We start from the raw sequence: 20721 nt of genomic DNA on the forward strand, positions 1-20721 counted from the left end.
CGGATAAACGATGGCGAGAGCATAGCGCCTGTTACTTAGTCGCTAAAAATAACAAATAACCCTCTTATATTTCTTTTGGTTATATAAAGTGAGGTTTTAAGATGTTTGGGTGCTTAGATGGAAAGCCGTACAGCTATCAAGATGTTTAGCCGTGTAGCCATTGAAAACATGACCAAGCGTAAATAAGCGCAAAACATCACCCCTTTGTGGTCGTTATCGGATAGATTTAAAGAGGGTATGAAATTTTGACTAAGCTAAAGTCTCTACCCTAGTGAAAAAACGCGATTTTTTACGTATTGAATAACGGCTTAGTTCTGGGAATACCGCTTATTTCCTATTATTTGCAAGGATACTCTGGCGACCTCATGATGAAATATACAATCTCCTCCAAGCTAAAAAACGTCACTTTCAGTGCCGGTTTACTGTTGCTGGTGTTACCTGCCGTCAGAGCGGCAGATGAGCAACCGGCTCCTCCCATTGATGCTAAAGCTTACGTATTGATGGATTACAACAGCGGCAAAATATTGGCTCAGAACAATCCGGACCAGCGTCTGGATCCGGCCAGCCTGACTAAAATCATGTCCAGTTACGTGATTGGGCAAGCGATTAAAGCGGGCAAAATCCATCCTGATGATACGGTTACCGTGGGTAAAGACGCTTGGGCTACCGGTAATCCGGCATTGCGCGGTTCGTCGTTAATGTTTTTAAAACCGGGCGATCAGGTCAAATTGATGGATCTGAATAAAGGCATTGTTATTCAATCAGGTAACGATGCCAGTATTGCACTGGCTGATTATATTGCTGGCAGTCAGGACAGTTTTGTTGGTTTGATGAATAACTACGCCAAAGCTCTGGGGCTGGATAATACTCACTTCCTGACGGTACACGGCCTGGATGCGGAAGGGCAGTACAGTACCGCGCGGGATATGGCGGTATTGGGGCAGGCGCTGATTCGCGATGTACCGGAAGAATATGCGTTACATAAAGAGAAAGAGTTTACCTTTAACAAGATTCGTCAGATCAACCGTAATCGTCTGTTGTGGAACAGCAATCTTAACGTCGATGGTATGAAAACCGGTTATACCGCAGGCGCTGGCCATAATCTGGTTGCTTCGGCTACCGATGGTCCTATGCGTTTGATTTCCGTGGTATTAGGTGCGCCAAGTGACAGAGTACGTTTTAGCGAAAGTGAAAAACTGTTGAGCTGGGGCTTCCGCTTTTATGAAACCGTGGTGCCGATTAAAACCGACAAAGCCTTCGTGACTCAGAAAGTCTGGTTTGGCGATACCGGTCAGGTTGATTTGGGCGTAGCGCAGGATGCGGCTATCACCATTCCGAAAGGGCAAATGAAAAACCTGAAGGCCAGCTATAAATTAGATTCTACCGAGCTTCGTGCGCCTTTGGCTAAAAATCAGAAGGTTGGCGTGATCGATTTCCAGCTAAATGGTAAAAGCATCGAACAGCGTCCGCTGGTGGTGATGAACGAAGTGAAAGAAGGGGGCTTCCTTAGCCGCATCTGGGACTTTGTGATGATGAAATTTAGCCAATGGTTCGGCGGTATCTTTGGATAATCGCGACCTAGGTTAAATTCAGCGATAAAAAAACAGGGCCGCAATAAATAAATGCAGCCCTGTTTTATTTTTCAGTACTAAAGCGACTATCACTATAAAACTGATTCAGTATAAAACCGGTTAGAAGCAGAAAAACCGATCAGTCGCAGGGAACGATTTTAATCGCCAGCCCGCCGCGAGAAGTTTCGCGATACTTGGCGTTCATGTCCTTCCCGGTTTCGTACATGGTTTCAATGACTTTATCCAGGCATACGCTAGGCTCGCTGGTACGGCGCAGAGCCATACGAGCAGCGTTGACGGCTTGTACCGCTGAAATAGCGTTACGTTCGATACAAGGCACCTGAACCTGCCCGGCAACCGGATCGCAGGTCAGCCCAAGGTTATGCTCCATCGCAATTTCTGCGGCGATACACACCTGCGCCGGGCTACCGCCCATCAGTTCAGCCAAACCCGCTGCTGCCATCGAACAGGCTACGCCCACCTCGCCCTGACAGCCCACTTCTGCGCCAGAAATAGAGGCGTTCATTTTATATAGCGCACCAATAACGCCGGAAACCAAGAAGAAACGGCTATATGAGTTTTCGTTAACCGGACGAATAAACTTATCGTAATACGCCAATACCGCCGGAATGATACCGCAGGCACCGTTAGTTGGTGCGGTAACGACACGGCCACCGGCCGCATTTTCTTCGTTCACCGCCAGCGCATACATGTTAATCCAGTCCACTACCATCATCGGATCGGTGTTATTTTTGTCGTTGGTCACCAGCATACGGCGCAGGGCTGCGGCGCGGCGTGGAATTCGCATTGGCCCAGGTAACAAACCTTCGGTATTGATACCACGCTCGATACCGCTTTTCATCACTTCCCAAATGGCGGAAAAGTGCGCGTTTAGCTCTTCTTTGGTATGCAATGCCAGTTCATTTTGCAGCACTAATCCAGACAGAGACAGACCGGTTTCTTTACAGTGTTTCTGTAAATCACGGGCTGAATTGAATGGATAAGGTACAGAAACTTGATTGCTGGCTGCTTTGCCAAAATTCTCTTCGTCAACGATAAAGCCGCCGCCGATGGAGTAATAGGTTTTGCTGTACAGCAGTTTGTCACCGGCAAAGGCACTGATGGACATACCATTTTCGTGCAGTGGCAAGTTGGTTTCGTGGAAATTCATTCCCCCATGTAGCGGGAAATCCACCTCATGAGCGCCCTGAGCCAGTAGCAGACGCTCACGGTGTTCAACATCACGGATAAACTCCGGAATGTTATCGATATCAACGGTATCCGGCAGATTCCCTGCCAGGCCCATAATAATAGCAATATCGGTATGGTGACCTTTACCGGTCAGGGATAATGAACCGTAAACGTCTACGGAAATTCGGGTAACGGCAGAAAGATGCCCTAGTGCGATCAAGTCATCGGTAAACAGCTTACCAGCCTTCATCGGGCCGACTGTGTGTGAGCTGGAAGGACCAATACCAATCTTAAAAATGTCAAAAACGCTGACCATATACTCGCCTCCTTCGTGTTAAAGGCGTTAATTATGAAATTGCTTACATTACCGTGGAGTGGGGAGCCGGTACGATCGCACCGGCTTTTGAAACTTTAAGTCTACTGCTAACTGTTTTACCGTCCTAAAGATGAACGGTAGCGAAAAGTGGCCAGCGCAGCGCACCGGCCGAACAGTCTTATTTGAACAGGCTGAACAGAATTGCTGAGATGGCAATCAGACCCATAATCACAACGAATACGTTGCTGATATGGCCACTGTATTTGCGCATCGCTGGAACTTTGTGAATCGCATACATTGGCATCAGGAACAGAATCATCGCGATAACCGGGCCACCCAGAGTTTCGATCATGCCCAGAATGCTTGGGTTCAGGGTTGCAACGATCCAGGTTGTGACCAGCATGAACAGCGCAGTGATGCGGTTCAGTTTGTCGCCGTTAATGGTTTTACCGCGGCTACGCAGAGATTTAACCACCATGCCGTTGAAACCTTCACGAGCACCCAGATAGTGGCCCAGGAAAGATTTGGTAATAGCAATAAAGGCAATAACCGGTGCCATGTAGGCAATCATCGGGGTATTAAAGTGGTTAGCCAGGTAAGACAGAATAGAAATGTTCTGTGCTTTGGCTTCCATCAAATCTGCTGGAGACAGGCTCAGAACGCAGCTGAATACGAAGAACATCACGGTCAAAACCATCATGATGTGGCTGTATGCCAGAATGCGAGAACATTTCTTCTCAGCGTCCTGACCGTATTCTTCACGTTTTGCTACCGCAAATGCAGAGATGATAGGGGAATGGTTAAAGGAGAACACCATGACCGGAATAACCAGCCACAGGGTCATCAGCATACCGTTGCCCACACCGTTACCGTCGATAGACAGGTTTTGGAAGATAGCGCTGCTCCAGTTTGGAATCAGGTACAGAGCCAACAGCATCAGTACCGCAACAAACGGGAATACCAGAATACTCATCGCTTTTACGATGAAGTTTTCACCAAAACGAACGATGGTCATCAGACCAACGATCAAAATCAGGGACAAAATAGCCCGTGGTGGTGAAGGCAGGTGCATCTGGTGAGTAATAAAGCTATCAACAGTGTTGGTAATCGCAACGCTATAAACCAACAAAATTGGGTAGATAGCGAAGAAGTACAGCAGAGTAATCAGTTTACCTGCGCCAACGCCGAAGTGTTCTTCAACAACTTCAGTGATGTCTTCGCCCGGGTTTTTGCCGGAAAGAACGAAGCGGCAAAGACCGCGGTGCGCGAAAAATGTCATCGGGAAGGCGATGATAGCCATCACGATTAACGGCAGTAGACCACCGATACCGGCGTTGATAGGCAGGAAAAGCACGCCCGCGCCAATTGCCGTACCGTACAGACCCAGCATCCACATGGTGTCGCTTTTACGCCAGGTGCTGGTTTTGGTGTTTCCCGTGGATGAAATGGTGCCAGTTTGAGTAGTGTCCATAAAGATCTCCGATTTGAACACGAAATTGAAATTAAGATCCGAAAGTTAAATACCTGTTAGTGCGTTATAAGTCGCATAATCAGATGAAAAATTCAGTCACAGTAATGCGTTTTAAATCTTATCAGGTCGATTTGGTTCTCTTTAAGTAGTGCAAATAACCTGAAGTCGTAAAAATAAAATTTAATCCGCGGCGAGCAGTGATGTCTCTCTATGCTGATATTTTTATGGTTCTAATTCGTACCCTGGTTTTTGCTGGCGGCAAGATAACGATTCATAGTGAAAAGTACCGTGATCATGCTCTCAAATGCTGAATAAACGCCTTTAAACCCAGTTGTTATGAATTTCCATCTAATTGTTACAATTATGTTCGGTGTTTTGTACTGCACCTGCTTGATAAATGATAAAAAGCAAAACTGTATTTCAATTTAGATTGAGTCAGCGACTTAACCTTTGCTCTTTATATCTTGAGGCGCAATATATTTTAACCAGCGCGTCGAATCTAGCGGAAATCGAAATTTTCAGTATTTTATTGACGAAAGTCATAATGTCAAAACAACAGAAATTACATAACTTATTGATTTTAAATTGAAATTAGTGTTTATTTCCGTTGGAGGATAATGTGTTGATATTAATCAGTATCACGCAGCGCTGTTTGTTATATAAACAGTTAAATATCTGAGTAAAAGGAAAGAGTTAAATTCTATTTGTTTGACAAGTTTGCTTTAAATACTGACTTAAGGTTTATTTGTCATATGAAAGTGAGGCAAGTTACTTTTGTCTGACAATATAAAAGGCGAGTTTTAGTGCTTAAAGGTGTCTGGCAGTAATAAATGTTAAAATAATTTACTTTTCAAACCGACTGTTCGAACATTTAATAAACAACCATTAAAAGTGAAGTGCGTTTTTTATAGGCAGGAAGTCATTAACCATAATATAAAAAAGGTTATTTAATTATGCCGTCAATCGGGTGAAAATTTAATCCCTAACTGAAAAGTAAAGTACGTGATGATATTTATAATTTGCTATTTTGGCAGAATGAGGAACGGATAAAGTCAGTTAATCAAACTCAGTTCTACCGTCGGATAGAAAAAGGGGGAATTCATTCGCTAAACGGTACTTTCGGCTCAAAGATCGCCAAACATCGAACATGAGAGCCGCGTTTGCTAACTATTGTCGTTTAACTGTGGATTTCTATGCTGGTTTCGTTAAAGAACGAACGGAAGGAGCCATCAGGCTGGCGGTCGGTGACCAGAGTATCAAATAGCGTCAGTGGCCCAATACTGGCAGGTTTGATTTGGCCGAATTTACTGTGATCGGCTACCAGAATCTTGCGCTGAGATTTGTTCAGTGCGCGCTGTTTCCACGGAATTTCGTCGAAGTTAAAACAGGTTGCGCCGAATTCAATGCTCACTCCGGCGGCAGAGATAAAGGCTTTGTTCGGGCAAACGTTATCCAGCTCGTTATGCTGGCCGATGGGTGAGAAAATATAGTTGTTTGGCTTGAATTCGCCGCCGCACAAGATCACTTTGCAGTTCGGTTTATCTTGAAGCGAAAGAAAGGTATTCAGCGAATAACAGAGGGCAGTGAAGGTCAACTCTTCGGGAATTTCGTCGATAATTAGTGGGATAGTGGTGCCGCAATCAAAGAAAATTGTGTCGTTTTCTTCAATGAGCTGCGCGGCCAGTTGCCCAATTTTGCGCTTTTCCTCTACCTGTTTTGCCTGCTGATCGGAAACAAAATAGTTGTTAGCGCTGTTCGACTTGGGATCCATCACCACATAACCGCCCAGTAGAATCACGGCAGAAGGTTCCGCACTAAGATCCCGACGGATTGTCATTTCTGAAACTCGGAGCAAACTGGCCGCGTCTTTCAAATGAATTTTGTCGGAACGTTTTAAAGCGTGAGTCAGTTTATTAATACGTTCGGCACGGCGAGTTTCCATTAACGCTTCCCAACAAAGTAAACCCGGCCTAAGCCGGGTTAAAGATAATTAGTAGCTGGACGCAGCCGCTTGCTGGCCAGATACGATGGCTACACCTGAACTTGTACCAATTCGCGTTGCGCCGGCCAGAATCATTTTCTCGGCAGTTGCGCGGTCACGCACGGCACCTGAAGCTTTAACACCCATATCCGAGCCTACCGCAGCACGCATCAATTTCACATGTTCTTCACGGGCGCCGCCGGTGCTGAAACCTGTAGATGTTTTCACAAAAGCAACGTCAAGTTCACGGCACATTTCGCAAACTTCAACGATTTGCTCATTGCTGAGCAGGCAGGTTTCCAATATTACCTTCAACGGAATAGCGGCGCAAATATCGCGTACGGCTTTAATATCTGCTTTAACTTCAGCGACTTTACCGCTTTTTAACCAACCTACATTAATCACCATATCAATTTCTTGTGCGCCTGCTTCGATAGCCGCCTTGGCTTCAAATACTTTGCTGGAAGTCAGACCTGCGCCCAGAGGGAAGCCAATCACCGAGCAAACTTTCACATCGCTGCCCGCAAGCTGGCTGGCTGCCACAGGAACATAGCCGGAGTTTACGCAAACGGCGTAGAAATGGTGTTGTTTGGCTTCTTCACACAGTTTGACGATCTGCGCTTCGGTGGCGTCCATGGCTAATAGGGTGTGATCGATATAATTAGCATAGTTGATAGTCATAAAAAATGTCCTTGGTTTGTGTAGGCAATATCATTTGTTGTGATAATAGTAACATTTAACGCAAATGACAACCTTTATGTTGTTAATGTCACATGTAAAAGCCATATTTTGTTATTTAAATAACATTTAGTGATGGTGTTAGTTATTGCTATGAAAGAGATAGGAGATATAACCGGCTGATTTATGATGAGTTATCTTGAGAGACAGAGATTCTTGCGAGCAAACCGGCAGAGGTTCTGCCGGTAAAATGCGAACAGTTGGCAGAAATTAATCTTTTACCCAACCTTTACTGATAGGAAAAGAGAAGCAGCGTTGATAAAGATTCGCCAATCCTTTCGCGATGTTATCGCCAAACAGATTCCACAGTAACTGTGAAAATAAGCAGCCGACGATTGCCACCAAGAAGCCACCGACCATATCTAACGGCCAGTGTACACCAAGGTAGATCCGCGACCAGGCTATGGCCAACCCGACGATCAGCAAGGCAATGCCGGACCAAATCCGATGCCAGCATAAAAAGGCCAGCGCAAAGGTAAAGATGGCGGTGCCATGGTCGCTGGGGAAGGAGCTGTCCGGTGCGTGGGGTAAAAAGTTATAGCCGAAACCATCGACAAAGGGGCGATTATGCGGGAATAACATACCGATACAGACCGATGAAAGCATGGCAAAAATCAGCGCAATGGCGGTTTTACTGATGGTCTGACGCTGTAGCGACATTTGTTCTCGCGGGCCCCACAGCCATAGGCCGATCATCAGTAATGGAATGATGCTGATCAGATCTCTGGCAATAAAAATGGCGAACTTCACCAACCACTCGGGTGAATTGGGCGTGGCGTTAATCAGAGAAAACAAAAAATGATTTAATTGTTCCATTACTCAGTACCTTAATGACGGTGGTCATAACCACTAATCAACCAAAAAAGAGCCAATTGGCTAAGCCAGACCCACCACCCAGCCCACAGGTTATGAGTCAGAAAATGTGCCCCGCGCATGACCTGACCGAATCCCATTATCATTCCCAAACATACGCCGACTATCCAGCAAAGCGTAGCAAGGCGAGGGCGTTCAGGATAAAACAGGAAGAATACGGCCATCAGCGCAAAACCGCTGGAGGCATGTCCTCCGGGGAAACAGTGACCGGGGCCTGCGCCAGCCGGAGCTGTATCCATTAATATGTAGCTGGCGGCTTTTCCACCGTATTCCACCAGATCCCAAGGACAGGAATGAGCGCTGGTAGATTTCAATATCCCAATAACCAAAGGGCCAACGCCGATCAGCATCGTGGTCACCACCAGTCGAAAATTTCGGCGATAGACTCCCCAAAATAGCGAGCAGACGGCCGCGCTGATAATCGTGATTTTTAACAGCCGGTGATTGAACAAATCTAACCAGTAGTTATGTTCCCAAGGGAAACTCTGGGTTTTTGGATCAAACCAATAGCCACTTATCAGCAAGTCGAGTTGTTCATTACGAGATAACCACAGAAACACCAATCCGCTGATTGTTAACCCAAAAACCTGCCAAAGGTAAAAGGATAACGGCAATGAGTAAAGGGGGTTTGTCCTAATTATCACTCCCGTTGAGCCTTGATTTAATGATGATGGAGTGTTTTCACTGTTCTTCACGGTTAATCCAGCAGGATATTCATAATAGTCCCACTGTAATAATTCTATATTAAGAAAGCCTTAGGGCGCTTCTGACGCAGATAGGAGCCGTTTTAGAAAAGGGAATCAGCGTGTTAGTAACGCTAAGGATTAGGGCGAGAGAAATGAGCGTGCAGCCAAGGGAAAAGGGCTGATTACTTTGAAAACCGGGCAAATTAACAGGATAATAAACGCTGAAAAACGACTAAGAAGAAGATGTGATGCGTCGATTAAACAAAACTTTCGTTCCTTTGTACGCTATCGGTATTGCCTTATTGAGCGCCAGTGCTGCTGCGGAGCGAGTTAGCATAACGAAACCTTTCGTGTGCCCTGATATTTCACCCTTGCCACAGCATGTAACAAGTGAAGGTAATCTGGTGATCGATGGGCAAACCTATTATCTTTGGAATCCTAACGCAGCTGCGGCTTCAGCGCCTTTGACCAATACCATCTGGTCATCTGCTGACGGCAAGACCGAAGTTGATATTATGCAGTATCGAGACGGACGTTTTCAGCAGGCATTTATTTCGTTCTCTACCAACATTCGGAAACTGCCGTTTGGTGAAGATCCAGAGAGATATATCAACGGAGAGAGAGATTCCTACATGGACGGTGGACAGGGTTGCCATAACTGATCGTCAGTCATTCAGCCGAATCGCAGCCGCCGCACGGCGGTTTTTTTGTGCCTGAGCAGAGGTGTTTAGCTACGCTGCCGCCAATTTGCCGCCATTAAGCTGAATCAGTATTTAATCTTGTTGTTTATAGGGTTACTTTATTTCAGGCAAGAAAAAACCCGATTAGTCTTGAACCTAAGAAGGCGGGACTATCGGGCTCCTCAATATGGGGACATCAAAGAAAAGCAGTGGCACTAATTCAGACTACGGCTAAACCATTAAGTTCTTGCCGAATGCGAAAAATATAAAATTTATTGTACCTTCACCGAAAATAGATCGGCGCTATCCCCAAATTCCCGGCCAGATAATCACAATCAGCGAACCGGCCAGGGTCAGTAATACGTTAGCAATGGCGTAAGTGCCCGCGTAACCCAACGCTGGAATGTTACTGCGGGCCGTGTCGCTGATAATGTCCATCGCAGGGGCGCAGGTTCTGGCACCCATAATTGCTCCGAATAATAGTGCGCGGTTCATTCGTAAAATATAGGCACCGAACAGGAAGCAGATAATGACTGGCACCAGACTGACTATCAGGCCGGATATCAGCATTTGCCCACCCACGGCACCCAGACTGCTATTAATACCGCCACCGGCGCTCAGACCAACGCCAGCCATAAACACCATCAGCCCAAACTCTTTCACCATATTGAGCGCACCCTGCGGGATATAGCCGAAAGTCGGGTGGTTGGCTCGCAGGAAGCCCAGCATGATGCCGGCCATCAGCAAGCCTGCTGCGTTACCGATACCGAAACTGAAATTACTGAATTGGAAGGTAATCAGACCAATCATCAGGCCAATAATAAAGAAGGCACAGAAAGCCAGCAGATCGGTGACCTGACTATGAATGGAAATAAAACCGATTTTTTCCGCAACGCTTTTGACCCGACGGGCATCGCCGCTGACCTGCAAGACATCGCCTTTATTCAATACGATGCTGTCATCTATAGGCATTTCAATCTGGCTGCGAATAACACGGTTAAGGAAACAGCCGTGATCGGTCAGTTTCAAATGACTCAGGCGTTTACCTACCGCATTACTGTTTTTGACCACGATTTCTTCGGTAACAATACGCATATCCAGAAGGTCGCGGTCGAAAACTTCTTTACCGTTACGGAAACTGGGATCGAGGCGCGAATGAGCATCCGGGTAGCCAACTAGCGATATTTCATCGCCAACCTGTAACACCGCATCGCCGTCCGGATTAGCCAGAATGCCGTTGCGGCGAATACGTTCGATGTAACAGCCGGTCTGACGATAGATTCCCAGCTCGCGTAAATTTTTGCCGTCGGCCCAGGCTACCAGTTCCGGGCCGACGCGGTAAGCGCGGATCACGGGCAAATACACTTTACGCTGGCTATCGGTATCCAGACCGCGCTCACGGGCAATTTGCTGGGCGCTGGTCGGCAAATCCTGGTGTTGCAGTTTTGGCAGATAACGCGCGCCAAAAATCAGGCTAACCAAACCGATCAGGTAAGTTAGGGCATAGCCGAGGCTCAGGTTATCCTGTGCGTGTTGCAACGTCGGGTTATTGGCAATGGTATGGCGTAGGGTGTCTCCGGCACCGACCAGCACTGGCGTCGAGGTCATAGATCCGGCGAGCATACCGGCGGTGAGGCCAATGTCCCAACCGAACAGTTTACCCAACCCAAGCGCCAGAACCATGGCGCTTCCGACCATTACCAGCGCCAGCATCAGGTAGTTTTTGCCATCACGGAAGAATATAGAGAAGAAATTTGGGCCCGCTTCGACGCCGACACAAAAAATAAATAGCATAAACCCGAGGTTCAGGGCTTCGGTATTGATAGCGAAATGCTGTTGTCCCAATAGTAGAGAAACAACCAATACGCCGATAGAGTTACCTAACTGGACCGAGCCCAGCCGTAATTTACCGAGGCACAACCCCAGCGCGAGAACTACGAATAACAGCAGAATGTAGTTGCCGTTTAACAGATTTGCGACGTTTATATTCACGGAGGATAACTTATTGTTTAACCTGAAGTAGATAACGCTAAAAAGGGTTATGTGACCCGGTAATATCTGCATTCGTTGCCAGATAAATGCCTTCAGCAAAATCTGATGCATGTAACGGCAATGGCGGTGGTTATTCTAGTCTGTCCGAGGGATTACAGCCAGTAGTAAGCGGGGAAATCGGTGTTAGCGGATAAATATGCTTTTAACGGGGAAATTAATAGCGGGATCGGCCAAAAAATCAGGCCTTATCTGTGGGATTTTCGTGATTTTATTTTGAAGTTTCATGAGAGCGTTCAAGCCAAAATACAGAGAGGGTGCCGAAGCTCCCTCTCTTTATCGCACCTAAGCCATCAATTAATGGCTTAGGTATCGCTATTATTTGAACAGATTCAGATGTTCTTTAGCGTAAGCTTCAAAATCAGTGAAACCACCGATGTGTTTTTCATCGATAAAGATTTGCGGTACGGTTTCAACCGGCTTACCGACAGTTTTTTCTAAATCGGCTTTGGTGATATTTTCCGCATGAATGTCGATATAGTTGAAATCAAAATCGTCACGCTCAGCCTTCAGTTTTTCGGCCAGCTCTTTGGCACGGACGCAGTAAGGGCAACCAGGACGTCCGAAAATTACAGTAAACATGCAAAACTCCTTGATTATATTGAGTTAATCACTTCGTCTGCCAATCAGTGTATCTTCGATTGCTGAATGACTTGTCGCGTATTACTCACTTTCATTGGGTGTTACTATGCCCGTTGATGAGACGAAAACAAAGTAGGAATTGCCTGTTAATCCGATTATCCGAACCTATTTATATCCGTCGATTCTTTGGCTTAACCGATTATTTACATTCATTGAGTGTTGTAGCATTGGCGGATTCAACACCTTTGGCTAAATCTTATAAGTAGTTGTACAGGAGGAAAAGATGCGTGCTTTAGGCGATATGCCCAAAATGGTGATTATTTTGGAAGCCTTGGGAATGTTATTACTGGTGCTGGCCTATTTAAGTATCAATCATTATGTCACGCTGCCCGCTGGATTAAGCGAGCCTAGCGTCGCGATTATGATGATATTTATTGGTATTGGGCTAATGGTTCCAGCCGCAGCCTGCATAGTCTGGCGTGTGGCGCAGGGTTTTGGCCCGCTATTGGGAATGAATGGGATCGATAAAAAAGACACCGCCAAAACGGCAGATAAAGAGGAGAAAAAGCCTTAATCCCTGATAACGATAATGACAAAGACTTCTTTTTCCTGTTGTTTGCGTATCTCTTCGCATATTTCGCAGATAGTCACGGCTTTTGCTGTCAATTAGTCTGGATTGGTCATGGCGCTAACGGCGAATATTCCGTAAGCTATGCCACTTTTCTTGTTGCAAGAATCGTGAGGTAGGTTGCTATGGATTCACTCATCGTCCCGGATTTAGCCTTATTACGGCGTTGGCTGGATCAGTTAGGGATCTCGTTCTTTGAATGCGACTCATGCCAGGCACTGCATTTGCCCCACATGCAAAATTTTGAAGGCATATTTGATGCCAAAGTGGACCTGGTAGATAACGTTATTCTCTTCTCTGCGTTAGCTGAAATCCGGCCTACGGCGCTGATTCCGCTTGTTGCGGATTTAAGCCAAATCAATGCCAGCTCGTTAACGGCCAAGGCCTTTATTGATATTCAGGATGATAATCTGCCGAAGTTGATTGTTTGCCAGTCGGTGTACATCACCCAAGGTATTACGCTGGAGCAGTTTGGCCACTTTATGCAGCAGAGCGAAGAGCAGGTTTCGATGATTATTCTGGAAGCCCGAGCAAACGATCTGCTGTTCATCGGTGAAACCGAAGAGGAAGAAGGGCAGGTCGTGCCGACCTCTTTCCCGGTTATTCACTGATTTAGCTGGCCGCCATCCCCGGCGGCATGCTGTTTTTCATTTTTCCCGCCATAAGATCCTCTGCTTTTTACCCTAGTTTGCCAGATATTTAGCGCCGTTTATGCCACAAGTGGCGAATTACATAGATTAACTATGCATAAAAAGTCGATAAAAGGCGTTTTTTACGCTGGATACTGGCTCGTATAACTATCAGGGGTTATGCTTTATGCTCTGCAAAGGGCATATGATTACCCCCGCAAATTCGTGGTTATTGACGCTTAATCAATAACTCACTCCAGTGCATAGCCATGCATAACGAGTTTGTGGCAATAGCGCTCGATCAGGAAAGGTGTTGTACCCGTCGGGTACAAATTCAATTCTATGATTTACCCTGTTCTGGAGGAGTTCACGGATGTTCACCCAACGTAAAAAATGGTTATCGGGTGTTACTGCAGGCCTGCTTATGGCCGCGTCCGTCTCAGTTTCTGCTGAGGAAAAAATACTGCACGTTTATAACTGGTCTGATTATATTGCCCCAGACACGCTGGTAAATTTCCAAAAGGAAACCGGCATTAAAGTGGTTTATGACGTGTTTGACTCCAACGAGGTGTTGGAAGGGAAGTTGATGGCGGGGAGTACCGGATTCGATCTGGTGGTGCCTTCGGCCAGTTTCCTTGAGCGCCAATTATCCGCCGGCGTATTTAAGCCGCTGGATAAGAACAAACTGCCTAATTATAAAAATATGGACCCGGAATTACTCAAACTGGTGAGTCAGCACGATCCGGAAAATAAATACGCGATCCCTTATCTGTGGGCGACTACTGGCATTGGTTACAACGTTGATAAAGTGAAAGCGGCGCTGGGAACCGATGCGCCAATCAACAGTTGGGATTTGGTGCTGAAACCGGAAAATCTGGAGAAATTGAAAAGCTGCGGAGTGTCCTTCCTCGATGCTCCAAGTGAGATTTTTGCCACTGTGCTCAATTATTTGGGCAAGGACCCTAACAGCAGCGATGCCGCTGATTACACCGGCCCGGCAACAGATTTGCTGTTAAAACTGCGGCCAAATATTCGTTATTTCCATTCTTCCCAATACATTAACGATCTGGCTAATGGTGATATTTGCGTAGCCGTTGGTTGGGCTGGTGATGTTATGCAGGCCTCAAACCGAGCAAAAGAGGCGAAAAATGGCGTCAATGTGGCTTACAGCATTCCGAAAGAAGGGGCTTTGGCATTCTTCGATGTTTTTGCCATGCCTGCGGACGCTAAAAATCAGGATGAGGCTTACCTCTTCCTCAACTACCTGATGCGCCCGGAAGTGATCGCCAATATCAGCAACCATGTGTTTTACGCCAATGCCAATAAAGCCGCGACGCCTTTGGTGAATCCGGACGTTCGGGATAATCCGGGGATTTACCCGCCGGCGGACGTTCGCGCCAAAATGTTCACCCTGAAAGTTCAGTCGCCAAAAATTGATCGGGTGATGACTCGCGCCTGGACTAAAGTCAAAACAGGTAAGTAATACCGTTGATTGAGCCGTTGGCTGTTTTCAGCGGCCAATCTGGTATCACCTAAAATGATGAGGGGAGAAACAGTAGGGAAACCGGCTGTTTCTGTTGCTATTTTGTGCCGCATTATGATGTGGCCTCTTCTGCTTCTACGGAGAGCACGCAGAGTGAATGATGTAATTTCCCGTCCGCCGTTGAAATCCCTGAAGGCGTTTACCCCTTTATTGGAAATTCGCAATTTAACCAAAATCTTCGACGGTCAGGCGGCCGTGGATGATGTCAATCTAACCATTTATAAAGGCGAGATTTTTGCTTTGCTCGGCGCGTCCGGCTGCGGAAAATCGACGCTATTGCGGATGTTGGCGGGTTTTGAGTTGCCGACTCAAGGGCAGATTGTATTAGATGGGCAGGATTTGTCCCATGTGCCGCCTTACCAACGGCCAATTAATATGATGTTTCAGTCTTATGCGTTATTTCCTCATATGACCGTCGAGCAGAATATTGCCTTTGGCCTAAAGCAGGACAAATTGCCGAGTGGGGAAATTAAAAGTCGGGTAGAGGAAATGCTGGCGCTGGTGCATATGCAAGAGTTTGCCAAACGTAAGCCCCATCAATTATCTGGCGGCCAGCGGCAGCGGGTGGCGTTGGCGCGTAGTCTGGCTAAGCGACCCAAGTTACTGCTGCTGGATGAACCAATGGGCGCGCTGGATAAAAAACTGCGCGACCGGATGCAGTTGGAAGTAGTGGATATTCTGGAACGGGTTGGCGCGACCTGCGTGATGGTGACTCACGATCAGGAAGAAGCCATGACCATGGCTGGACGTATCGCGATTATGAATCGCGGAAAATTTGTGCAAATCGGTGAGCCGGAAGAAATTTATGAACACCCGAACAGTAGATTTAGCGCCGAATTTATAGGTTCAGTGAATGTCTTTGAGGGCGTGCTTACGGAACGCCAGGAAGATGCGCTGGTTATTCGCAGCCCTGGCCTGCGTCATCCGTTGAAAGTGGATTCAGACGCTTCTGTAGTCGACGGGGTGCCGGTGTTGGTTGCCCTACGGCCAGAAAAAATCATGCTGTGCGAAAGCGTGCCGGAAGCTGGTTTTAACTTTGCGGTAGGTGAAGTGGTACACATTGCCTATTTAGGGGATTTGTCGATTTACCATGTCAAACTCCATAGTGGGCAAACTATTAGCGCCCAGCTGCAAAACGGCCATCGTTATCGTAAAGGTATGCCAACCTGGGGCGATGAAGTGCGTCTGTGCTGGGAAACGGATAGCTGTGTGGTGCTGGGGAGCTAGAAGATGATACCTAATTCGGTTCAAGCAACGCCGGAGCCACCAACCCGCCAATCCGGTGTGTTAATCGCTCGCCTACAGCGTTGGCAAATGGCTCATGGCCGCAAACTGGTGATAGGTTTGCCCTACCTGTGGCTGTTTTTGCTGTTTATGCTGCCTTTCCTGATTGTATTTAAAATCAGTCTGGCTGAAATGGCCCGTGCGGTTCCTCCTTACACCGATCTCATGACATGGATGGATGGCAAGCTGGATATTTCTCTGAATCTGGGAAATTACCTGCAATTGCTCGACGATCCTCTGTATATCGACGCCTATTTACAATCTTTGCAGGTGGCTGGTATTTCCACCTTGTGTTGCCTGATCATTGGTTATCCGTTGGCCTGGGCGATTGCTCACAGCAGTCATTCGACGCGTAATATTCTGTTGTTATTGGTGATTTTACCTTCGTGGACGTCATTTTTGATTCGGGTTTACGCCTGGATGGGGATTCTGAAAAACAACGGTATTTTGAATAACGTGCTGATCTGGCTCGGCGTTATCGATCAGCCTTTGGTCATTTTACATACCAATCTGGCGGTATATATCGGCGTGGTTTATGCCTACCTGCCATTTATGGTGTTGCCGATTTATACCGCGCTAACCCGTTTAGATTATTCGCTGGTGGAAGCGGCCTCCGATCTTGGAGCCAAACCCTTTAAAACGTTCTTCAGCATTATTGTACCTTTGACCAAAGGCGGCATAATCGCCGGATCGATGCTGGTGTTTATTCCGGCGGTAGGGGAATTCGTTATTCCCGAACTGTTAGGGGGCCCAGACACCATCATGATTGGGCGCATTTTGTGGACCGAATTCTTTAGCAATCGTGACTGGCCGGTCGCTTCCGCCGTAGCAACCGTCATGCTGTTACTGTTGATCGCACCGATCCTTTGGTTCCATAAACATCAGAATAAAGAAATGGGAGGTCAAGGATGAATAACCTACCTGAGGTTCGTTCTGTCTGGCGACGGGTGATTCTGGTGGTGGGATTCACCTTTTTGTACGCGCCTATGCTGATGCTGGTGATCTATTCATTTAACAGCAATAAGTTGGTGACGGTGTGGGGCGGTTGGTCAACCCGTTGGTATACCGAATTATTCCATGATTCTACTATGTTATCGGCAGTCGGGCTGAGTCTGACCATTGCGGCGGCTTCGGCGACGATGGCGGTGATACTCGGCACTATCGCTGCTTTGGTAATGGTGCGTTTTGGTCGTTTTCGCGGCTCTACCGGTTTTGCTTTTATGTTGACTGCACCGCTGGTGATGCCGGACGTGATTACCGGGCTGTCTCTGCTGCTCCTGTTTGTTGCGATGGGGCACGCTATCGGCTGGCCGGCGGAGCGCGGCATGTTCACCATTTGGCTGGCCCACGTCACCTTCTGCACTGCTTATGTCACTGTGGTCATCAGTTCGCGACTGCGGGAGCTGGATCGTTCCATTGAAGAGGCCGCGATGGATCTGGGCGCCACGCCGCTAAAAGTGTTTTTTGTTATTACCGCTCCGATGATCGCTCCGGCGTTGATCTCAGGCTGGCTATTGGCTTTTACGCTGTCGCTGGACGATCTGGTTATTGCCAGTTTTGTTGCCGGGCCGGGGGCTTCGACGCTGCCGATGTTGGTATTCTCCAGCGTGCGTATGGGGGTGAATCCGGAAATCAACGCATTGGCAACGCTGATCCTGCTGGTGGTCGGGATTATCGGGCTGATCGCCTGGCGAATGATGGCGCGCTCGGAAAAGCAGCGATCGCGTGAATTACGCAAAGCCGCCCATGGCTGAAATTTCCCAAAGCTGCTAGGCTTTCTCTCGATCGCATGCCGTCTGCGGGCGGCGTTAATGTGAAAGATAACATCAGGTTGCGGGAGAGGGTGGATGAGTGTCAGTCTGGGAGAAGGGCAAGCCAATATGAAAGTTTCCGCAGCCACGCCAGTCGCCGTATTAGTCGGCGGCACCGCCATTATCGCGACTCGGGTTTTAGGCCTGTTGCTGCTGGTAGCCGAACTGGGCATGGGCGGAATGCAGCTTTTTATCGCGGAAAATCTGCAAAGTTGGGATTCTGGCCTGATCTTGCTGGCTAGTCTGGGGCTGGTTTTCCTCGAAATTGCCTGCGGACGAGCTGTCATCCGTCGTAAGAACTGGGGTCGTTGGTGCTATCTGCTGTGCCAGATTGTGGTGGTAGTTTATATGCTGCTGGCTTCACTGGACTGGTTGTATGTTGATGTATTCCGCATTGAGGGCGAAAACGAAGCCGAGGTGTTCCACAGTCTGTTAATACAAAAAATCCCCGACGTGGTGATTATGGGTCTGTTGTTTATTCCTTTCCATTCGAAGCGTTTTTTCCGCCAGTCAAAATGAGTGTTTCCCGACGCGGGGTGGTACAATCCGCCCCCATTGGCGGCCGAGAGCGCTGCAAATCTCAACGTAATAAATCATAACGGTCAATATTCATGCATTGCGCACAGTATACGGCGGGCAGCTGCCGTTCCTGTCAGTGGTTGGAGAAAGATTACTCCCAACAACTGGCGGATAAACAACATCATTTAGAAAATCTGCTGGCCGGGCAACCGGTAGCTCAATGGCTAACGCCGGTTTTCGGGCGTGAAAGCGCTTTTCGTAATAAAGCGAAAATGGTGGTTAGCGGCAGCGTAGAGCGTCCGTTATTCGGTATGTTGCATCGGGACGGAACGGCGGTGGATCTGAGCGATTGTCCGTTGTATCCCGCCAGTTTTGCTGCGGTATTTGCCGTTTTGAAGGTTTTTATCGCTCGTGCCGGTTTAACGCCCTATAACGTGGCGCGCAAGCGCGGCGAGTTAAAATTTCTGCTGTTAACCGAAAGCACCGTCAGCGGCGAGTTGATGCTGCGCTTTGTGCTGCGTTCGGAAACTAAGGTAGAGCAGTTGCGGAAAACCCTGCCGTGGCTACAGCAACAATTACCTCTGCTACGGGTTATTTCCGTCAATATTCAGCCGGTGCATATGGCAATACTGGAAGGGGAGCAGGAAATTCCGCTGACGGAGCAACAGGCGCTGGAAGAACGCTTTAATCAGGTGCCGCTGTATATTCGGCCGCAGAGTTTCTTCCAGACCAATCCTGATGTGGCCGCCGCACTGTACGCCACGGCCCGCGATTGGGTACGTGAGCTGAATATTGGTAGCATGTGGGATTTATTCTGCGGCGTCGGCGGTTTTGGTTTGCACTGCGCTACGGCGGAAACTCGTCTGACCGGCATTGAAATCAGCGCTGAAGCTATTGCCTGTGCGCGACAATCAGCGGAAAAACTGGGGCTGAAACAGGTCAGTTTTGCCGCATTGGATTCCACACGTTTTGCCACCGGCGAGACGGAAGTGCCGGAATTGGTACTGGTCAATCCGCCACGCCGGGGCATCGGCGCCGCGCTTTGTGGTTATCTTAGCCAAATGGCGCCGCCGTTTATTCTCTACTCCAGTTGTAATGCGGAAACCATGGCCAAAGATATCGCTGCGCTAGCGGATTACCGCATTGAGCGAGTGCAGTTGTTCGATATGTTTCCTCATACCAGCCATTATGAAGTGATTACGCTGCTGGTGCGGCGCGAGCCAACGGCTTGAGTTTCGAAAAGCTTAAGTGCTGAATCATAGAAAAAGCCGAAAATCATTGTTGAAATCCGGCTTTTTATCTCTGTAATTTCTCTGGAATATCAGGCAATTCTATTGATTGCAGGAATTATTGCGGGAACCATTTGTCATTAATGGTTTTATAAGTGCCGTCCGCCTTCACTGCATCAATCGCTTTATTCAGTTTGCCCAACAGCTCGGTATTCTCAGGGCGTACTGCAATGCCTAAACCTGTGCCGAAGTATTGTGCATCGGTAACGTGCTCTCCTACGGAAGCCAATTCAGGGTTACTCTTCAGCCATTCGTTGACCACGGCGGTGTCACCGAATACGCCGTCGATACGGCCATTTTTCAGATCTAAAATGGCATTCTGATAGCTGTCGTAAGACACGGTCTGAATTTCAGGATGCTTTTCCTGCATGTATTTCTGGTGTGTAGTACCGTTTTCCATTCCGAGACGCTTGCCTTTCAAATCGGCCAGAGAGGTGAACTTGCCTTTATGGGCAATCACAATCGCGGAGTTGGCGTAGTAAGGCTGAGTAAACGCGACCTGTTTGCTCCGCTCAGGCGTGATATCCATTCCAGAAATGACAGCGTCATAGCGACGAAATTTTAGCGCAGGAATCAGGCTGTCAAAGGCCTGATTGGTAAAGGTACAGTTGGCTTCCATTTGTTTACACAATGCTTTTGCCAAATCCATATCGAAACCTACAATCTCATTATTGGCCCCCATAGATTCAAACGGTGGATAGGTTGCCGAGGCGGCAAAACGAATGGTTTCCGCAGCGCTAGCGCTAAAGGCCATCCCGGTCAGAATTGTCGCCAGTAATATCTTTTTCATGCCTAAACTCCTGTCTGAAAGTCTTTAATAGGGTGCAACATTACTTATTGATTTTATTACCGCTAAGGAACTTTTAGCGGTGTGAAATAC

19 protein-coding genes are annotated in these 20721 nt (G+C 47.6%); 10 read left to right on the forward strand and 9 right to left on the reverse strand.

Features of this window, described 5'->3' with window-relative positions; translation table 11 throughout:
* Nucleotides 1–365 precede the first annotated feature (365 nt).
* Complete coding sequence (locus DBA33_RS06935) at nt 366–1571, forward strand: serine hydrolase (protein ID WP_162975175.1); 1206 nt, start codon at nt 366–368, stop codon at nt 1569–1571.
* Between the two features lie 139 nt (nt 1572–1710).
* On the opposite strand, the gene DBA33_RS06940 is transcribed toward DBA33_RS06935, so the two are convergent.
* The 6 genes from DBA33_RS06940 to DBA33_RS06965 all read right to left on the reverse strand — a co-directional run bounded on the left by DBA33_RS06940 (nt 1711) and on the right by DBA33_RS06965 (nt 8755).
* On the reverse strand, nt 1711–3078 hold the full coding sequence (locus DBA33_RS06940; protein ID WP_120805998.1) for an L-serine ammonia-lyase: 1368 nt from the start codon (nt 3076–3078) through the stop codon (nt 1711–1713).
* A 178-nt stretch (nt 3079–3256) separates the two neighbouring features.
* Nucleotides 3257–4549, reverse strand: coding sequence for an HAAAP family serine/threonine permease (locus DBA33_RS06945; protein WP_064512800.1), 1293 nt, complete (start codon nt 4547–4549; stop codon nt 3257–3259).
* Between the two features lie 1177 nt (nt 4550–5726).
* On the reverse strand, nt 5727–6491 hold the full coding sequence (deoR, locus tag DBA33_RS06950) for a DNA-binding transcriptional repressor DeoR (RefSeq protein ID WP_064512802.1): 765 nt from the start codon (nt 6489–6491) through the stop codon (nt 5727–5729).
* A 48-nt stretch (nt 6492–6539) separates the two neighbouring features.
* Nucleotides 6540–7211 (reverse strand): deoxyribose-phosphate aldolase, encoded by a 672-nt coding sequence (gene deoC / locus DBA33_RS06955; protein ID WP_064512803.1) that lies wholly within the window; start codon nt 7209–7211, stop codon nt 6540–6542.
* A gap of 267 nt (nt 7212–7478) precedes the next feature.
* On the reverse strand, nt 7479–8084 hold the full coding sequence (gene ybjG, locus DBA33_RS06960) for an undecaprenyl-diphosphate phosphatase (RefSeq protein WP_064512805.1): 606 nt from the start codon (nt 8082–8084) through the stop codon (nt 7479–7481).
* A gap of 11 nt (nt 8085–8095) precedes the next feature.
* Nucleotides 8096–8755 (reverse strand): phosphatase PAP2 family protein, encoded by a 660-nt coding sequence (locus DBA33_RS06965; RefSeq protein ID WP_064512806.1) that lies wholly within the window; start codon nt 8753–8755, stop codon nt 8096–8098.
* Nucleotides 8756–9075: 320 nt separating this feature from the next.
* Between DBA33_RS06965 and DBA33_RS06970 the strand changes: the two genes are divergently transcribed.
* Nucleotides 9076–9489: a hypothetical protein gene (locus tag DBA33_RS06970; protein ID WP_120806002.1), complete on the forward strand. Its 414-nt coding sequence runs from the start codon at nt 9076–9078 to the stop codon at nt 9487–9489.
* Between the two features lie 321 nt (nt 9490–9810).
* Here DBA33_RS06970 and DBA33_RS06975 read toward each other — a convergent pair whose 3' ends face one another.
* The gene (locus tag DBA33_RS06975; RefSeq protein WP_049596833.1) at nt 9811–11499 is read right to left on the reverse strand and encodes an aspartate:alanine antiporter; all 1689 of its coding nucleotides are present in this window, start codon (nt 11497–11499) and stop codon (nt 9811–9813) included.
* 375 nt (nt 11500–11874) lie between these two features.
* The gene (locus DBA33_RS06980) at nt 11875–12138 is read right to left on the reverse strand and encodes a GrxA family glutaredoxin (RefSeq protein WP_064512811.1); all 264 of its coding nucleotides are present in this window, start codon (nt 12136–12138) and stop codon (nt 11875–11877) included.
* Between the two features lie 283 nt (nt 12139–12421).
* On the opposite strand from DBA33_RS06980, the gene DBA33_RS06985 reads away from it, so the two are divergent.
* The 8 genes from DBA33_RS06985 (at nt 12422) to rlmC (ending at nt 19784) form a co-directional block, all read left to right on the forward strand.
* The gene (locus tag DBA33_RS06985) at nt 12422–12712 is read left to right on the forward strand and encodes a YbjC family protein (RefSeq protein ID WP_120806004.1); all 291 of its coding nucleotides are present in this window, start codon (nt 12422–12424) and stop codon (nt 12710–12712) included.
* A 179-nt stretch (nt 12713–12891) separates the two neighbouring features.
* A complete protein-coding gene (locus DBA33_RS06990) occupies nt 12892–13377 on the forward strand; it encodes a YbjN domain-containing protein (protein ID WP_064512815.1) in 486 nt (161 codons plus the stop codon).
* 391 nt (nt 13378–13768) lie between these two features.
* Nucleotides 13769–14878: a spermidine/putrescine ABC transporter substrate-binding protein PotF gene (potF, locus tag DBA33_RS06995; protein ID WP_120806006.1), complete on the forward strand. Its 1110-nt coding sequence runs from the start codon at nt 13769–13771 to the stop codon at nt 14876–14878.
* A 153-nt stretch (nt 14879–15031) separates the two neighbouring features.
* Nucleotides 15032–16165 carry a putrescine ABC transporter ATP-binding subunit PotG gene (gene potG / locus DBA33_RS07000; protein ID WP_064512819.1) on the forward strand — a complete coding sequence of 378 codons (1134 nt, stop codon included), beginning with the start codon at nt 15032–15034 and terminating at the stop codon, nt 16163–16165.
* A 3-nt stretch (nt 16166–16168) separates the two neighbouring features.
* The gene (potH, locus tag DBA33_RS07005; protein ID WP_064512820.1) at nt 16169–17134 is read left to right on the forward strand and encodes a putrescine ABC transporter permease PotH; all 966 of its coding nucleotides are present in this window, start codon (nt 16169–16171) and stop codon (nt 17132–17134) included.
* Entirely contained in the window at nt 17131–17976 is an 846-nt protein-coding gene (gene potI, locus DBA33_RS07010; RefSeq protein ID WP_064512822.1) for a putrescine ABC transporter permease PotI, read from the forward strand. Before potH ends, potI begins: the two co-directional genes overlap by 4 nt.
* Before the next feature lie 93 nt (nt 17977–18069).
* A complete protein-coding gene (locus tag DBA33_RS07015) occupies nt 18070–18552 on the forward strand; it encodes a YbjO family protein (protein WP_084414268.1) in 483 nt (160 codons plus the stop codon).
* A 92-nt stretch (nt 18553–18644) separates the two neighbouring features.
* Nucleotides 18645–19784, forward strand: a complete 1140-nt coding sequence (rlmC, locus tag DBA33_RS07020; protein ID WP_064512824.1) for a 23S rRNA (uracil(747)-C(5))-methyltransferase RlmC — start codon at nt 18645–18647, stop codon at nt 19782–19784.
* A 115-nt stretch (nt 19785–19899) separates the two neighbouring features.
* Here rlmC and artJ read toward each other — a convergent pair whose 3' ends face one another.
* On the reverse strand, nt 19900–20631 hold the full coding sequence (artJ, locus tag DBA33_RS07025; protein ID WP_120806008.1) for an arginine ABC transporter substrate-binding protein: 732 nt from the start codon (nt 20629–20631) through the stop codon (nt 19900–19902).
* Between the last annotated feature and the right edge of the window lie 90 nt (nt 20632–20721).

This window comes from Yersinia sp. IP36721 (genome assembly GCF_003634395.1).
Taxonomy (GTDB): domain Bacteria; phylum Pseudomonadota; class Gammaproteobacteria; order Enterobacterales; family Enterobacteriaceae; genus Yersinia; species Yersinia entomophaga.

Coding starts and splice junctions, on each gene's coding strand:
- potH (WP_064512820.1), top strand. CDS start 16,169: ATGATACCTAATTCGGTTCAAGCAACGCCGGAGCCACCAACCCGCCAA.
- rlmC (WP_064512824.1), top strand. CDS start 18,645: ATGCATTGCGCACAGTATACGGCGGGCAGCTGCCGTTCCTGTCAGTGG.
- deoC (WP_064512803.1), bottom strand. CDS start 7,211: ATGACTATCAACTATGCTAATTATATCGATCACACCCTATTAGCCATG.
- DBA33_RS06940 (WP_120805998.1), bottom strand. CDS start 3,078: ATGGTCAGCGTTTTTGACATTTTTAAGATTGGTATTGGTCCTTCCAGC.
- DBA33_RS06935 (WP_162975175.1), top strand. CDS start 366: ATGATGAAATATACAATCTCCTCCAAGCTAAAAAACGTCACTTTCAGT.
- DBA33_RS06945 (WP_064512800.1), bottom strand. CDS start 4,549: ATGGACACTACTCAAACTGGCACCATTTCATCCACGGGAAACACCAAA.
- DBA33_RS06980 (WP_064512811.1), bottom strand. CDS start 12,138: ATGTTTACTGTAATTTTCGGACGTCCTGGTTGCCCTTACTGCGTCCGT.
- DBA33_RS06985 (WP_120806004.1), top strand. CDS start 12,422: ATGCGTGCTTTAGGCGATATGCCCAAAATGGTGATTATTTTGGAAGCC.
- potI (WP_064512822.1), top strand. CDS start 17,131: ATGAATAACCTACCTGAGGTTCGTTCTGTCTGGCGACGGGTGATTCTG.
- DBA33_RS06970 (WP_120806002.1), top strand. CDS start 9,076: ATGCGTCGATTAAACAAAACTTTCGTTCCTTTGTACGCTATCGGTATT.
- DBA33_RS06990 (WP_064512815.1), top strand. CDS start 12,892: ATGGATTCACTCATCGTCCCGGATTTAGCCTTATTACGGCGTTGGCTG.
- ybjG (WP_064512805.1), bottom strand. CDS start 8,084: ATGGAACAATTAAATCATTTTTTGTTTTCTCTGATTAACGCCACGCCC.
- deoR (WP_064512802.1), bottom strand. CDS start 6,491: ATGGAAACTCGCCGTGCCGAACGTATTAATAAACTGACTCACGCTTTA.
- artJ (WP_120806008.1), bottom strand. CDS start 20,631: ATGAAAAAGATATTACTGGCGACAATTCTGACCGGGATGGCCTTTAGC.
- potF (WP_120806006.1), top strand. CDS start 13,769: ATGTTCACCCAACGTAAAAAATGGTTATCGGGTGTTACTGCAGGCCTG.
- DBA33_RS07015 (WP_084414268.1), top strand. CDS start 18,070: ATGAGTGTCAGTCTGGGAGAAGGGCAAGCCAATATGAAAGTTTCCGCA.